The 14,152-nt window shown below is 62.7% G+C and carries 14 protein-coding genes; all 14 read right to left on the bottom strand.

Annotation, left to right across the window (positions count from 1 at the left end; genetic code table 11):
* Nucleotides 1–22: 22 nt before the first annotated feature.
* A complete protein-coding gene (locus TR61_RS02785) occupies nucleotides 23–874 on the bottom strand; it encodes an outer membrane protein assembly factor BamD (protein ID WP_050928127.1) in 852 nt (283 codons plus the stop codon).
* Between the two features lie 151 nt (nucleotides 875–1,025).
* On the bottom strand, nucleotides 1,026–1,949 hold the full coding sequence (gene lpxC / locus TR61_RS02780; RefSeq protein WP_050928029.1) for a UDP-3-O-acyl-N-acetylglucosamine deacetylase: 924 nt from the start codon (nucleotides 1,947–1,949) through the stop codon (nucleotides 1,026–1,028).
* Nucleotides 1,950–2,166: 217 nt separating this feature from the next.
* Nucleotides 2,167–3,783 carry a cell division protein FtsZ gene (gene ftsZ / locus TR61_RS02775; RefSeq protein ID WP_050928028.1) on the bottom strand — a complete coding sequence of 539 codons (1,617 nt, stop codon included), beginning with the start codon at nucleotides 3,781–3,783 and terminating at the stop codon, nucleotides 2,167–2,169.
* Nucleotides 3,784–4,207: 424 nt separating this feature from the next.
* Entirely contained in the window at nucleotides 4,208–5,542 is a 1,335-nt protein-coding gene (gene ftsA / locus TR61_RS02770) for a cell division protein FtsA (RefSeq protein WP_050928027.1), read from the bottom strand.
* Nucleotides 5,543–5,583: 41 nt separating this feature from the next.
* Nucleotides 5,584–6,462, bottom strand: a complete 879-nt coding sequence (locus tag TR61_RS02765; protein ID WP_050928026.1) for a cell division protein FtsQ/DivIB — start codon at nucleotides 6,460–6,462, stop codon at nucleotides 5,584–5,586.
* The gene (locus TR61_RS02760; protein ID WP_050928025.1) at nucleotides 6,450–7,328 is read right to left on the bottom strand and encodes a D-alanine--D-alanine ligase; all 879 of its coding nucleotides are present in this window, start codon (nucleotides 7,326–7,328) and stop codon (nucleotides 6,450–6,452) included. Before TR61_RS02760 ends, TR61_RS02765 begins: the two co-directional genes overlap by 13 nt.
* A 102-nt stretch (nucleotides 7,329–7,430) precedes the next feature.
* Nucleotides 7,431–8,393 carry a UDP-N-acetylmuramate dehydrogenase gene (gene murB / locus TR61_RS02755; RefSeq protein ID WP_050928024.1) on the bottom strand — a complete coding sequence of 321 codons (963 nt, stop codon included), beginning with the start codon at nucleotides 8,391–8,393 and terminating at the stop codon, nucleotides 7,431–7,433.
* On the bottom strand, nucleotides 8,386–8,673 hold the full coding sequence (locus TR61_RS02750) for a hypothetical protein (RefSeq protein WP_050928023.1): 288 nt from the start codon (nucleotides 8,671–8,673) through the stop codon (nucleotides 8,386–8,388). Before TR61_RS02750 ends, murB begins: the two co-directional genes overlap by 8 nt.
* 41 nt (nucleotides 8,674–8,714) lie before the next feature.
* Nucleotides 8,715–8,972 carry a DUF2484 family protein gene (locus TR61_RS02745; protein WP_050928022.1) on the bottom strand — a complete coding sequence of 86 codons (258 nt, stop codon included), beginning with the start codon at nucleotides 8,970–8,972 and terminating at the stop codon, nucleotides 8,715–8,717.
* The gene (locus TR61_RS02740) at nucleotides 8,969–9,223 is read right to left on the bottom strand and encodes a DUF2484 family protein (protein WP_050928021.1); all 255 of its coding nucleotides are present in this window, start codon (nucleotides 9,221–9,223) and stop codon (nucleotides 8,969–8,971) included. Before TR61_RS02740 ends, TR61_RS02745 begins: the two co-directional genes overlap by 4 nt.
* Nucleotides 9,220–10,413: an APC family permease gene (locus TR61_RS02735; protein ID WP_050928020.1), complete on the bottom strand. Its 1,194-nt coding sequence runs from the start codon at nucleotides 10,411–10,413 to the stop codon at nucleotides 9,220–9,222. The genes TR61_RS02740 and TR61_RS02735 overlap by 4 nt, the downstream gene beginning before the upstream one ends.
* 5 nt (nucleotides 10,414–10,418) lie before the next feature.
* On the bottom strand, nucleotides 10,419–11,816 hold the full coding sequence (gene murC / locus TR61_RS02730; protein ID WP_050928019.1) for a UDP-N-acetylmuramate--L-alanine ligase: 1,398 nt from the start codon (nucleotides 11,814–11,816) through the stop codon (nucleotides 10,419–10,421).
* On the bottom strand, nucleotides 11,813–12,913 hold the full coding sequence (locus tag TR61_RS02725; protein WP_050928018.1) for a UDP-N-acetylglucosamine--N-acetylmuramyl-(pentapeptide) pyrophosphoryl-undecaprenol N-acetylglucosamine transferase: 1,101 nt from the start codon (nucleotides 12,911–12,913) through the stop codon (nucleotides 11,813–11,815). Before TR61_RS02725 ends, murC begins: the two co-directional genes overlap by 4 nt.
* Nucleotides 12,910–14,076, bottom strand: a complete 1,167-nt coding sequence (ftsW, locus tag TR61_RS02720; RefSeq protein WP_050928017.1) for a putative lipid II flippase FtsW — start codon at nucleotides 14,074–14,076, stop codon at nucleotides 12,910–12,912. The genes TR61_RS02725 and ftsW overlap by 4 nt, the downstream gene beginning before the upstream one ends.
* Between the last annotated feature and the right edge of the window lie 76 nt (nucleotides 14,077–14,152).

Genomic DNA, 14,152 nt, shown 5'->3' with positions numbered 1-14,152 from the left:
GCGTGGTGACACGCACCAAATGCTACAACCATTCGCCCTTGATCGTTTGACGATAGATCGCCGACAGCCAGTTATTGCCCAACGCGCGCGGCTCAAGCCCGCGTCCGGTCAGCAGGCGATAGCTGTCCTCGTACCAGTCGGTGGATTGATAGTTGAAGCCCAGGATCGCGCCCGCGGTCTGCGCTTCGTCCGTCAGACCCAGCGACAGATAGGCTTCCACCAGGCGGTGCAGCGCCTCGGGCGTGTGGGATGTGGTCTGGAAATCCTCTACCACGACGCGGAAGCGGTTGATCGCGGCGGCATAATGGTCGCGGCGCAGATAATAACGGCCGATCTCCATTTCCTTGCCCGCCAGATGGTCGAAGGCCAGATCGAATTTCAGGATCGCACTGTCGGCATACTGGCTGTCCGGATAGCGTTCGATCACACCGCGCAGGGCCTGCAGCGCCTGAAAGGTCAGCCCCTGGTCGCGGCCCACCTCGTCGATCTGATCATAATAGCTGAGCGCCAGAAGATATTGCGCATAAGCCGCGTCTTCATCCGCCGGATAGAAATCGATGTATCGCTGCGCGGCCGAGCGGGAATTGGGGTAATCGCGGCCCGTGTGATAGGCATAGGCCTGCATGATCAGCGCGCGGCGCGCCCAGGACGAATACGGATAGAGCCGTTCGATTTCCGAGAAATACCAGGCCGCATCATCCGTGCGCCCGCGATCCAGTTCATATTCGCCGCGCTCGAAGATCTGTTGTGGCGTGAAGGCTTCAAGGCTTTCATCGCGGTCCACAGAAGGCCCGCCGAACAACCCGCCTCCGCCGCAGGCCGCCAGTGTCGCGACAAGGCCCATGGCCGCACACCAACGGATCACCTTGTACATCGCTGCTTTGCCTGTCTTGCGCGCCATACCCTACCGCCTAGTCTTTGGCTCATCGCCCTTCTTTCAGGCTGGTCTAGCACATTCATTTCAGGTGCAAAATGCTTTAGTTACCAAGTCGGAAGCTTGTGTGGCTGTTTGAACCGGCCTGCGATCAGGCAACTTCGGGAATTTCAGCCCAGTGCAGACCGACACCCGGCAGACGCGCGGTCTGTTCGGGGCTGCAGACGATCATGCGTGCGGCGCCCGGTGTGGCAAACAGCGTGCGCAACAGCATGTTTGTCAGCGTATGGCCGGCGCGGATACCGGTGTAATGGCCCAGGATCGGCCCCCCTGCCAATGCCAGATCGCCCAGCGCATCCAGCATCTTGTGGCGGACGGGTTCGTCGCGGTGGCGCAGGCCGCCGGGGCTGGTGACCAGATTACCGTCAAAGACCACGGCGTTCACGCCGGGTGCGCCGCCAAGGGCCAGACCATTGGCGTGCATCGCGTCAATATCGGCCTGCCGGCAGAAGGTGCGGCTGTCGCACAGTTCACGGGCGAAGGCGCCGTTGTTCATCACCAGCATCTTGCTCTGACGACCGATGGCGGCATCTTCGAAATCGATATGGAAGTCGATCTTCAGCGTATCGGATGGCGCGATGGAGGCGACGGCGCCATCGCGTTCGACGCGCACCTCTTTAAGGACTTCTATTGCGCGGACGGGCGCTGTCAGCCGTTGCAGGCCACGCGCCATGATGCCACGCACGAAAGGTGCCGCGGACCCGTCAAGGATCGGTACCTCGGGGCCATCCACGTCGATCAGCGCATTATGTACGCCGCAGCCGGCCAAGGCGGCCATCACATGTTCCACGGTCGAGACCGACACGCCCGCGGCGTTCACCAGCTTGGTGCAAAGCGCGGAGTGTTCGGCCGCGTTCCAAACAGCTGAGATCAGGTTGTCGCGGCCAACGATATCGGTCCGGCGAAACCAGATGCCGTGCTCGGCCGAAGCAGGCCGGATGACCATACGCGCAGGACGACCCGAATGCAGGCCGACGGACGTGAAAGTCACGGGATGTTTCAGCGTATTTTGCACGATGTGCCTGTAGGTTGTTTCGCCATGCCGCTCTACTTAGGCGACGTAGGTATGTGGTTAAAGCGGTGTTGGCGCAGGCTCAACTCACTCTTTGTAACGGAGTGAAATGTATTTGTAACAGTTCGGCGAAACACTGCCCAAACGATTTCAAGCTATTGTTTTCTAAAGAAAAAGGGCCGCGCGCTGGCGGCCCTTTTTGCAGTAATCGTGACTGAAATTAGTTCGCCTGACGACGCAGAAACGCGGGAATCTCGATGCGTTCCTGATCGGGATCCTGTGCCTCGCTGGGTTGCGCGGCGGCGCCGGCCTGGGGCGCGGACTGACGCATGACAGGCTGCTGGCGCTGCGGCTGGGCCGGGGTGTCGGCAGCGTGACCGGTCATGCGGTTGATCAGCGAGTTGATGCCAAAGCCGCGTTTTTCCGCAGGGGCGGCAGGTTCTGAACGGGCCGCCGGCGCTGCCGGTTGGGTCCGCTGGGCGGCGGCGCGCAACCGTTCCAAAGCCTCGGGCGAGGGTGTGCCGGGTGCCGGGGCGCGGGGAGCAACAAAGCTGGCGGCAGGATCTTCTGCCGGTTCGGCATAGGCAGGTTCTGCCGGGGCTTCGGCCACGGGTTGATAGGCAGGCGGCGGCAGGCCGTCATCTTCTTCCGCGTCATCGAAGATGTCTTCGCCCAGATCCTGAGCGGCCACCTGCTCCACATCCATGCCGGGGAAGAGAGAGGGTTCCGGCTCCTCCGACATCTCGGCGGCGACGGGCTCATTCAGCTCAAGCGGCTCTTCTTCGGCCACGGCCTCTTCCTCGGCCACTTGCGGGGTGACCAGCGGCTTGGAGAGCGACCGGCGCGGCACTGGAATGTCTGAATGCACTTCGCTCGCGTCGATGCCGGTGGCGACAACGCTGACGCGCATCATGCCTTCCATCGCGGTGTCGAGGGTCGAGCCCACGATGATGTTCGCTTCGGGATCCACCTCTTCGCGAATGCGGTTGGCGGCTTCGTCCAGTTCGAACAGCGTCAGATCGTGGCTGCCGGTGATGTTGATCAGCACGCCTTTCGCGCCACGCAGGGAAATCTCGTCCAGAAGCGGGTTGGCGATGGCTTTTTCAGCCGCCTGAATGGCGCGATCTTCGCCATCGGCTTCGCCTGTGCCCATCATGGCTTTGCCCATCTCGTCCATCACGGCGCGGACATCGGCGAAATCAAGGTTGATCAGGCCCGGACGGACCATCAGGTCAGTCACGCCCTTCACACCCTGGTAAAGCACGTCATCGGCCATCGAGAAGGCTTCGGTAAAGGTGGTCTTTTCGTTGGCAAGGCGGAACAGGTTCTGGTTGGGAATGATGATCAGCGTATCGACCACCTTTTGCAGCGCCTCGACACCGTCTTCGGCCTGACGCATGCGCTTGACGCCTTCGAACTGGAAGGGCTTGGTCACAACACCCACGGTCAGCACGCCCAATTCACGCGCCGCCTGTGCGATGATCGGCGCCGCGCCGGTGCCGGTACCACCGCCCATCCCGGCGGTGATGAAACACATATGCGACCCGGCCAGATGGTCGACGATCTGTTCGATGCTTTCTTCGGCGGCAGCGGCCCCCACGGTCGCCCGTGCGCCTGCGCCCAGACCTTCGGTGACTTTCACGCCCATCTGGATCTTCGACTGGGCCAGCGATTGCTGCAGCGCCTGTGCGTCGGTGTTTGCAGTGACAAAATCAACACCATCGAGCTGCTTTTCGATCATGTTGTTAACCGCGTTCCCACCGGCACCGCCAACACCAAACACGGTGATCCTGGGTTTCAGCTCTTCTTGACCGGGCATCGAGAGATTCAATGTCATGTGACGTTCCGCCTGTTCTGCTGCCCGCGCTGTGGCGGGGTTTTTCTTGCCTATCCGGGGCTAATCCTACTGGTGCATCCCGGCAACGTCACGCAAAAAACGCGGAAAAACCCCAAAATATGGGGATTTCTGGGGGCTGACCCCCGGCATCTTTACATATGGGCAAAATCTTGCCGGTTTTGACTGGCACTTGCGTAGATATAGACGCACAAGAGACGAACTCGCACGCGTTGCCGTACGAGACAGAAAGAATCATCGGTCATGTGGGTAGACTGCTCGCCCTGCCCTTGGGATCTTCGCCCCATGTAAAAAGGTTAACAGATTCGTCGGCGGGGCGTCACCCGGAAACTGGGCCGTCAGGTGCCATTTGATCGGGTTCATTGCGCGGGCGAAAAGCTGGCGCGCCCCTGCCCCACCCTCTCTCTCACCAGTTGTCCCGGAACCACTTCACCGCGCGCTTCAGGCTGCGCGCCGGATAGCGGTCGACCGGCACTTCGAAATCCCACCATTCGTCTTGCGGACAGGCCGCAAAAAGGCTGAGACCCACCGCGCTGGCAAAGCCCGGCCCGGTGGCCGCCTGCGGCAGGCCATGCACGCGCAGCGGACGGCCCAGGCGCACCTGCTGTCCCAGAATGCGGCTGGCCAGCATATCAAGGCCCGGGATCTGGCTGCCGCCTCCGGTCAGCACGATTTGCTGGGACGGCATGTGGTCAAAACCCGCCGCGTCCAGGCGCGCGCGCACCTCTTCCAGAATTTCCTCGACGCGTGGCCGCATGATCCCGATCAGTTCCGCGCGCGAGGCGGTGCGGCGGTCATGTTCCCAATCGCCGGTCTCTCCGCCGATCTCGATCATTTCGCGGTCATCCATGCCGGTGGCGTGCACACCGCCATGCATGGTCTTGATCCATTCGGCCTTGGACATGGGCACGCCCAGCCCCATCGAGATATCGCCGGTGATGTGATCGCCGCCCATACGCACCGCATCGGCATAGATCATGTGTTTCTTCATGAAGATCGACACGCCGGTCGACCCGCCGCCCAGGTCGATACAGGCCGCGCCCAGTTCCTGCTCGTCCTCGACCAGTGCCGCGATCCCCGACACATAGGCCGAGGACGCAATCCCCGCCAGTTCCAGATCGCAACGCTTGATGCAATAGATCAGGTTCTGGATCGCCGTCGCATCGACGGTCAGCATATGCATATCCACCGACAGGTCCGACCCGATCTGCCCACGCGGATCAGACAGGCCCGAGCGATGATCCAGGGCGAAATTCACCGGTTGCGCATGCAGCACCTCGCGCCCCGCACCATATTCCGGCACATCGCAGGCCGCCAGCACGCGGGCGATGTCCTGTTCGCTGACCACCTGATCCTCGACCTCGATCTGCGCGTCCAGCCCGTAGGAACGCGGCTCGGCCCCCGAGAAACACGCGATCACGTGATCGACCCGGATATTGGCCATCTTCTGCGCCGCCTGCAGGGCGGTGCGAATGGCGCGTTCGGTTTCCTGCATGGCGGTGACTTCGCCGAACTGCACCCCGCGCGACCGGGTCGTGGCGGCGCCCACCACGCGGAAGCCCGATTGGCCGGCAAGCGATCCGATTTCCCCGTCATCGCCCAGACGGCCGGTGCCGTCAAAACGCAGCACAAGACAGGCGATCTTGGAACTGCCCACATCCAGAATAGCGACAACACCGCGTTGCAGCGCCTGTTTGCGCATCTGCCGCATGGCCCTTTGGGAGGTATAGAGGTCGGTCATGTTCTTATCTGCCCATGGTCTTTATTATTGTTCGGTCGGGATCATTGGCCGATCCCGTTGATTTGCCGGATGGCCCACCAGTCCTGCACGGCGTCCTGGCTCATCCGCAAGGTGGGGCGCTGGGACAGGCGCATGTCGATGACGGTGACATCGCGCTCCAGCATGTCGTCCACTTCGCTCAGTTCGATCACCCGCTCCAGCGCCTGCACGGGGCGGTCGACGGGCAGAAGGATGCGCTGGTCGCGGTCCAGAACCACATCCCAGCGGCGTTCGCCCACGCGCACCAGCCCGCGCATCCGGTCACCCAGCGGCTTGGCGGCTGCAAACAGGCGTTCGGCCTGGGCCACGTGTTTGTCCGCCCCCTCACCCGCGATCAGCGGCAGGTCGGGATATTCGGCGCGCGAGGAGATGAAGCCCACATGCGCGCCTGTGTCGTCCAAAAGCTCGATCCCCTCGCGGGTGCGCCAGACAAGGGCGGGAATGCGTTCGATCACGTCGATCTGCAGGATCCCACCGGGGCGGATGCGCACGCTGGCTTCCTTGACCGGGTCCAGACCCACGATGGTCTGGCGGATCTCTTCCAGATCCAGATCGAACGAGCTGACGGGGAAATCAATCGGCACGATTTCCCGGATGTCGCTCGCGACCGAGGTGCCCGCACCATCGACAGCCATCAGGTTGACCATGAATTCAGGCCGCTGTTCGATCGAGTTGCGCATGTCCACGAGCGCCATGTTGAAGGCATCGCGCCGCTCTTCATCCGCCATGTATCCGGTGACCCCGCCAAAGACCAAGGCAAAGGGGATGCCTGCGCGCAAGAGCAGTTTCACACCCGGCGTCAGCAGCCAGCGCTGCATCCGGTAGCTCAGCCGCGAGGGCGCAGGATCAGGCCGGGTCGCGTCGGATTTCAGCGGTCGCATGAGGCGTCCTCCACCATCCAACGGCACAAGGCGCCGAAATTGATACCACAATATTCGGCCTGCTCGGGAACCAGAGAGGTCGGTGTCAGGCCCGGCTGCGTGTTGGTTTCCAAAAGGATCAGCCCATCCAGACCCCGGTTTTCATCCCAACGAAAATCGGTGCGCGACACACCACGGCAGCCTAGCGCGTTATGGGCGCGCAGAGCATAATCCAGACAGGCGTCGAAAATTTCCGACGGGATGTCTGCGGGCAGCACATGGCGCGACCCGCCGGGTTTGTATTTGGCGTCGTAATCGTACCAGCCCTCGGTGATGATATCGGTCACCGTCAGCGCGCGGTACCCCATCACTGTCGTCGTCAACTCACGCCCCGGGGCATAGGTTTCGACCATGACGATGTCGGGCATGTCATCTGACAGCTGCGGCGGCGCGTTCGCCCCCTCCTGCACCAGATAGACCCCAACAGAGGAGCCTTCATTGTTGGGCTTCACCACATAGGGCGGTTCCATCACATGGGCCGCGCGCACCGCCTCTTTCGAGGCCAGAACGCTGTCAACAACGGGTAGGCCGGCCGCGCGGAATGCAGCCTTGGAGCGTTCCTTGTCCATCGCCAGGGCCGAGGCCAGAACGCCCGAATTGGTGTAAGGCAGCCCCATCCATTCCAGGATCCCCTGCACGCAGCCATCTTCGCCCCAGCGGCCATGCAGCGCGTTGAAGACGACGTCGGGCTCGGCCTCCATCAGGCGGCTGAACACATCCGCGCCCGCGTCGATTTGCACGACCTCATAGCCTTCGGCGCGCAACGCGACCGTGCATTCGTGACCTGTCGACAGCGAAACCTCGCGCTCCGCCGACGCGCCACCCATCAATACTGCAACCTTGGGGGTACTGCTTGATTGCCCCACGTGAACCGCCTCAATGCCCTGGGCCTTTTTGGCCCTTGTTATCCGGATCAGCGGCGCGTGTTTTTATGCCTGTTTATCGCCCTGCCCGGGATCTTTTTCCGGTGCCGGTTCGCCGACACGCATGATTTCCCATTCTAGCGTGATCCCACTGGAATCGTAAACCTTTTTTCGCACCTCTTCGCCCAATCCTTCCAGATCGGCGGCGGTGGCGGTGCCGATGTTGATCATGAAGTTGGAATGTTTCTCGCTCATCTGCGCGCCGCCGCGGCTGTGGCCGCGCAATCCGGCCTCGTCAATCACCTTCCAGGCCTTGAGGTCATGGACATCGTCCGCCCTCCCGGTGGAACTGAAACCGGCAGGGTTGCGAAAGGTCGAACCCGCGCTGCGGTCCTTCGTGGGCTGGGTCGCGTCGCGCTTGGCAAGCTGGTCTTCCATGCGGGCGTGCAAGGCCTGCGGATCACCTGTGGGGCCGCGCAGCGTGACCTCGAAAATCACGGTGTCGGGGGCCAGATCGGTCTGGCGGTACTGGAAATTCAGATCATCAGGGCGAAGCGTGATCACCTCGCCCGCGCGTGTCACCGCACGGGCCGAGACGAACACATCGGCCATATAGCTGCCATAGCAGCCCGCATTCATGCGAACCGCCCCACCAATGGCACCGGGGATGGTGCGCAGGAAAGTCAGGTCGATACCATGATCGGCGGCCTTGCGCGCCACATGCGCATCCAGTACCGCGGCCCCGCAGGTCACCGTGTCGCCGTCAACCGTGATCGTGTTGAAGCCGCGGCCCAGGCGGATCACCACAGCACGCAGCCCCCCGTCGCGCACGATCAGGTTCGATCCGACGCCCATGGGAAACACCGGGGTATCGCCGCGCAAGGCGCGCAGAAAATCCTGCAGATCCTCGGGATCGGCAGGCTGGAACAGCCAATCCGCAGGCCCGCCCACGCGCAGCCAGGTCAGATCGGCCAGACTGCGGTTTTGGGTCAGGCGCCCGCGCACCGCCGGCATGGCCGTGTCAGTCATGGGCCGCCTTCGCCCTGCGCCTGCGCAGCAGCCCGAAAATCAGGCCGAAAATCAGCCCGATGGCAAAAGGCACGACCACGAACAGCGCCAGAATGACATAGCCGATCCCGTCCCAGCCGGTCGAGCCTTGACCCAGCTCGATACAGAGCCAGAACAGACCCGCCGACACAAGGACCATGACACCAACAGGCCGGATACGCCCGCGCAGGCCAAGCTGAGTGGAAAGATAAAAACCGATTGCCGCACATACCAGCGGCAGGACATAGACCATGATATTCATGCAAACTTCCTAGCAGGGCCGAACCGGAAAGCGAAGCCCGCCTATGGCGTGCGCCCACCAAAGGTGCGGCCGATCCAGCGGGCGGCATAGATCACGGGCCAGCGCAGCAGGGACATGCCCGCCAGCAGAACCAGCAATCCGATCCACGGCCCGTTCTCATAGGTGACATAGCCAAGGATCGGCACGCCGATGGCGATCAGCATATAGGCCCGCCTCCAATGGTTGTCCCGGCTGGGGAGCATGGCCAGCACATTGGCCAGAACGGCCCAGGCGGCCGCAAGGGTCAGAGAAAGGGTCATTCCGGCCTCTCCACAGGATGTCCGCGCCACTTCTTCCAGAGATAACGCAGGGGATTTCGGTACATGGACAAAAAGGCAAGCAAGGCCGGGACCGACCACAGCCAGCCATGTTGATAGCCCAGAAACAGGATCACCACGGGGGCGAGGATCAACAGGATTCCCCCCGGCAGATATTGGCGCCGCATCGGCAGAAAGGCCACGATGGTCGAGGCGATGACCCAGAAGATCGACAGGGCAACGGAAAAGCTCATACCAACCCTCCGATCACGGAAGCGGCCAGCGTTCCAAGCGATGCGATGGCGCCCAGCCAGGGGACGTAATCCGGCACGCGGAAGGGGGTTTCCGGCTCTTTCCGCTTCAAGCCAATCAGCGCGATATTGACGACGGTAAAAACGATCAAAAGCGCCTGTGTCGTAATCTCGGCCAGCGTGGCGACGGGCAAGGTCAGGGACGACAGGATCACGCAGCCGCCCACAAGCAGGGTGCCCAGGATCGGCGTGCCAAACCGCTTGGCAGTATGACGGAAAGGCCGCAGCACTGGTGAGCGTTTGGCCAGTCCGAAGAACACGCGCGAGGCCATCACGATCTGCGCCAGAACCCCGTTCAGCGCTGCGGCCACGGCGATGGCGGCCAGAAACGCGCCGCTGGTGCCGGTGCCGATCTGCCAGACCAGCGCAAGCGGCTGCTCGGACGTAGCAAGAACCTCACGCGGGACGGCCCGCACTGCCGCCAGCGACACAAGCACGTAAAGCACGGCGGTGATCGCCAGGGCCAGCAGGATCGCGCGCGGCATGGCGCGCTGGGGTTCGCGGGTTTCCTCGGCGATATTGACCATGTCGTCAAAGCCGATGAAGGCAAAGAACCCAAAGATCGTGGCGGCGATCAGCCCGGTCCATTCGATCTGGGGGAGTGGCATGCTCCAGTCGGTCACGGGCGGCGCAGAAAACCCGGCCCAGACGACAAGGCACAGGCCCACCACCTCGATCACCGTCATCAGCGCCGCAAAGGCCAGGCTTTCCAGCACGCCGATGAAAGCGATCAGCGTCAAGCCAACCCCGATGCCGACAACCGCAAGCGTGAAGGGAATATCGACGATCGACAAAAGATACCCGACCCCGCCGCGCAAAACCGCCGCTGCGGCAACGGTGCCCGCGATGATATTGACGGCCCCCACCGCCACGGCAAGCCAATGAAGGTTCAGCCCGACCTCGATATATGAACTGTCGCCCGCCGCTTCTGGGACACGCGCGCTGAGTTCCGAGAAGGTCAGCGCGGTAGGAACCGCCACAAGTCCGGCCAGAAGAAAGGCAAGCGGCGCCCACATGCCCGCAGCCCCCGCCGCCGCGCCGGTCAGCACGTAAATGCCTGCGCCCACCATCACCCCCACGCCATAGGCCGTCAGCAAAGGCAGACCGATCCGGCGTTTGAGGGTGTCTGTCATCGTCGCTAACCCTTCAGACGACCCGGCAAGGCATTGGCCCAGGCGCTGATCGTGCCCGCGCCCAGGCACACAACCATATCACCCGGTTTGGCTTCGGATTTGACAAGGTTCAGCAGGTCGTCTTCCGATGTGATGGCATGGGCGTCGCGGTGGCCATGGCGCACAAGCCCCGCGACCAGATCATCGCGCGAAACACCGGGGATGGGGTCTTCGCCCGCGGCAAACACTTCGGCAATGCCCACCACGTCGGCCTCGTTGAAACAGGCGCAGAAATCGTCGAAGAGCGAGGACAGCCGCGTGTAGCGATGCGGCTGGTGGACCGCGATGACCCGGCCTTCAGTGGCCTGACGCGCGGCTTTCAGCACGGCGGCGATTTCCACCGGGTGGTGGCCATAATCGTCGATGATGGTCACACCATTCACTTCGCCCACCTTGGTGAAGCGCCGGTTCACGCCACCGAATTTGGCCAGCGCCGTCCGGATCTCGTCGCCGGTCATGCCCAGATGGCGGGCCACCGCCACGGCGGCCAGGGCGTTTGACACGTTGTGATCGCCGGGCATCGGCAGGGTGCAGCCTTCGATGATCACGTCTTCGGTCTGCAGCGCAATATCGAACTGCGCAATGCCGCGTTCATAGCTCAGGTTGATCGCGCGCACATCGGCCTGCGCGTTGAATCCGTAGGTCACAACGCGCCGGTCGGTGATGCGGCCCACAAGGCGCTGCACCTCTTCATGGTCGGTACAGCAGACCGCAAGCCCATAGAACGGGATGTTCGAGACAAATTCGTAAAACCCGTCGCGCAGACGGTCGAAATCGCCCCAATGCTCCATATGCTCGGGGTCGATATTGGTGACGGTGGCGATGGTGGCAGGCAGGCGGTTGAAGGTGCCGTCGCTTTCGTCTGCCTCCACCACCATCCATTCGCCCTGCCCCATCCGCGCGTTCGAGCCATAAGCATGGATGATCCCGCCATTCACCACTGTCGGGTCAAAATGGCCTGCGTCCAGAAGCGTCGCCACCATGGTCGTCGTGGTGGTCTTACCATGGGTGCCCGCCACGGCGATGTTGGATTTCAGCCGCATCAGCTCGGCCAGCATTTCGGCCCGGCGCACGACTGGCAGGCCCTTGCGGCGGGCCTCGTCCAGCTCGGGATTGCCGGGTTTGATGGCAGACGAGATGACCACGACCTCGGCATGTTTCAGGTTCTCGGCCCGCTGGCCTTCGAAGATCAGCGCGCCCTGCTTTTCCAGCCTGTCGGTGATTTTCGACCGTTTCAGGTCCGACCCCTGCACCACATAGCCATGGTTCAAAAGCACCTCGGCAATGCCCGACATGCCGATCCCGCCAATGCCAACAAAATGGATCGGACCGACATCACCGGGCAGTTTCGTGGCTGGGCTCATGAGGCGCCTTTCTGCGCTAGGGTTTCGACCAGATCCGCCAGTTCCTCGGCCGCGTCGGGCTTGGCGGCGGCCAGCGCCGCGTGGGCCATTTTCACCGCCGCGCCAGGATTGGTCAGGACGGCGGCCATGTGCGCCGTCAGACTGCCGGGGTCAAGCAGGTTTTCCGGGATCATGATTGCGCCGCCCGCCTCGACCAGCCCGCGGGCATTGGCGGTCTGGTGATCGCCTGCCGCGGCGGCGAAGGGCACAAGGATCGACGGCCGACCGATCACGGTCAGATCGGCGACAGACGAGGCGCCTGCCCGGCTGATCACCAACTGCGCCTCGGAAATCAGGCGCGGCGCGTCCTGGAAGAAGGGCTGCACATCGGCCTTGATGCCATGCTGAGCGTAGAACGCCTTGACCCGTTCGCCATCCTCGTCGCGGGCCTGATGGCTGACGCGAAGGTTTGACAGAACCTGCGCTGGCAGATCGGCAATGGCTTGCGGCACCACATCCGACAGAATGCGGGCACCCTGACTACCGCCCATGACCAGAAGCTGCATCGGGTAATCGCCGGGCGGGATATAGGGCGATCCGGCCCGCTCCATCACCGCCTTGCGCACCGGGTTGCCGGTATGAACGGGCTTGGCCCCATCCGGCAGCTGCGTTGGCCAGACACCGCAGGCCACCTTGGCCACGCGCGGCGCAAAGATCTGGTTCACCCGGCCCAGCACGCCGTTTTGTTCGTGGATCATGCGCGGCAGCTTCAACAGGGTTGCCGCACCCAGCGCGGGGATCGTGGGATACCCGCCAAAGCCCACCACGACGGAAGGCCGGTCGCGCCGCATGGCCCGCGCGGACCCCAATACCCCAAAAGCGATCTTGGGGATCACGGCCAGTTTCGCCAACACCCCGCCACGCGCAAAGGTCGCGGAAGAGACCTGCGTGATTTCAGTCGAATGGGGGAAGCCACCGGTATAGCGCGCACCGCGCGCATCCGTCGACAGCTTCACCCGCCACCCGCGTTTCAAAAGCGTCTCGGCCAGCGCCTGGGCGGGGAACATATGCCCCCCGGTCCCCCCCGCTGCGATCAGACATAAGGGCTGGCCTGTCATCGCACCCTTCCGCGCAGAATATCCCCGATCTGGCCCTGGGGCCGGGTACGGGTAAAGGCCAGAAGCATGCCCACGGCAATGCCCCCCGCAATCAGCGAGGACCCGCCATAGCTGACGAAAGGCAGTGTCATGCCCTTGGCGGGCAAGAGCCGCACCGCAACGCCCATGTTGATCATCGCCTGGACGGCAAAGATGCAGGCCAATCCCGTGCCTGCCAGACGCACGAAGGTGTCACGCTCCCGCATCAGCCGCAGAAGCGACCGGACCACGATGGACGTGTAAAGGCCAATGATGATCAGCACCAGGATCAGGCCATATTCCTCGGCCGCGACGGCGATGATGAAATCCGTATGGGCATCGGGAAGCGACCATTTCACTTCCCCCTCGCCCACTCCGACGCCCAGAAGACCGCCTTCGCGGATCGCGTTCGTGGCATAGCCAAGCTGGGTGGTCGGGTCGATTTCGGGGTTCAGGAAGCCGTCGATGCGGCGGGCGAAATGTTCGGAATTGGCATAGGCGAAAGATCCTGCCAGCACGACCATCCCCGCCATGATCACCAGAAGCAGCATCGGCGCGCCAGCCACGAAATACATCACGCCCCAGCCGAACAGCACCAGACACGCCTGCCCGAAATCGGGCTGCAGCGCCAGCATCAGAACAATCGCCACACAGAGCGCAAAGCTCCATGCCGTGCCGGGGGGGCCATGGATCTGGTGGCTCGCTGCCATCATCCAGGCGGCCACCACCACGAAACCGGGTTTGAGAAATTCCGAAGGCTGGACCGAGGCAAAGCCCAAGCTATACCAGCGCACCGCCCCCTTGCCGAAATCCGTGCCAAAGAAAGGCAGAAGCGCAAGGCCCACGAAGGCCACCAGAAAACCCAGCACCGCCAGGCGCCGCACCAGAGTGGGTGACATCATCGACGTCACGATCATCGCAATCAGCGCAAGCCCCCCGAAAAAGGCCTGCCGTTCGACATAATGGAAAGGGTCGTGGCCATTGCGCTCGGCCAAAGGCGGAGAAGCGGCAAAGCCCAGAAGAAGCCCGATGGCGAAAAGGATCAGGACGCAGGAAATCGTCCATTTATCAATGGTTCGCCACCATTTGGGAAGGATAGGTTCCCCGCCTTGCGCGGGCACCGCCCCATAGACCATTTCCGTCATGGATCACCGCCTGATTGTCTGCCTCTGCTCGCCCCTTATGGGGTCCATCTTGTTAGTCTAGCGCGAAATCGGCCTT

It is taken from the genome of Aestuariivita boseongensis, assembly GCF_001262635.1.
GTDB lineage: Bacteria > Pseudomonadota > Alphaproteobacteria > Rhodobacterales > Rhodobacteraceae > Aestuariivita > Aestuariivita boseongensis.
This window is presented reverse-complemented; position numbering and strand designations above follow the sequence as displayed.

Coding starts and splice junctions, on each gene's coding strand:
- TR61_RS02750 (WP_050928023.1), bottom strand. CDS start 8,673: ATGAATATCATGGTCTATGTCCTGCCGCTGGTATGTGCGGCAATCGGT.
- TR61_RS02740 (WP_050928021.1), bottom strand. CDS start 9,223: ATGAGCTTTTCCGTTGCCCTGTCGATCTTCTGGGTCATCGCCTCGACC.
- murB (WP_050928024.1), bottom strand. CDS start 8,393: ATGACTGACACGGCCATGCCGGCGGTGCGCGGGCGCCTGACCCAAAAC.
- TR61_RS02760 (WP_050928025.1), bottom strand. CDS start 7,328: ATGGGTGGCGCGTCGGCGGAGCGCGAGGTTTCGCTGTCGACAGGTCAC.
- ftsA (WP_050928027.1), bottom strand. CDS start 5,542: ATGACCGACCTCTATACCTCCCAAAGGGCCATGCGGCAGATGCGCAAA.
- TR61_RS02745 (WP_050928022.1), bottom strand. CDS start 8,972: ATGACCCTTTCTCTGACCCTTGCGGCCGCCTGGGCCGTTCTGGCCAAT.
- TR61_RS02735 (WP_050928020.1), bottom strand. CDS start 10,413: ATGACAGACACCCTCAAACGCCGGATCGGTCTGCCTTTGCTGACGGCC.
- ftsZ (WP_050928028.1), bottom strand. CDS start 3,783: ATGACATTGAATCTCTCGATGCCCGGTCAAGAAGAGCTGAAACCCAGG.
- TR61_RS02785 (WP_050928127.1), bottom strand. CDS start 874: ATGTACAAGGTGATCCGTTGGTGTGCGGCCATGGGCCTTGTCGCGACA.
- murC (WP_050928019.1), bottom strand. CDS start 11,816: ATGAGCCCAGCCACGAAACTGCCCGGTGATGTCGGTCCGATCCATTTT.
- TR61_RS02765 (WP_050928026.1), bottom strand. CDS start 6,462: ATGCGACCGCTGAAATCCGACGCGACCCGGCCTGATCCTGCGCCCTCG.
- TR61_RS02725 (WP_050928018.1), bottom strand. CDS start 12,913: ATGACAGGCCAGCCCTTATGTCTGATCGCAGCGGGGGGGACCGGGGGG.
- ftsW (WP_050928017.1), bottom strand. CDS start 14,076: ATGACGGAAATGGTCTATGGGGCGGTGCCCGCGCAAGGCGGGGAACCT.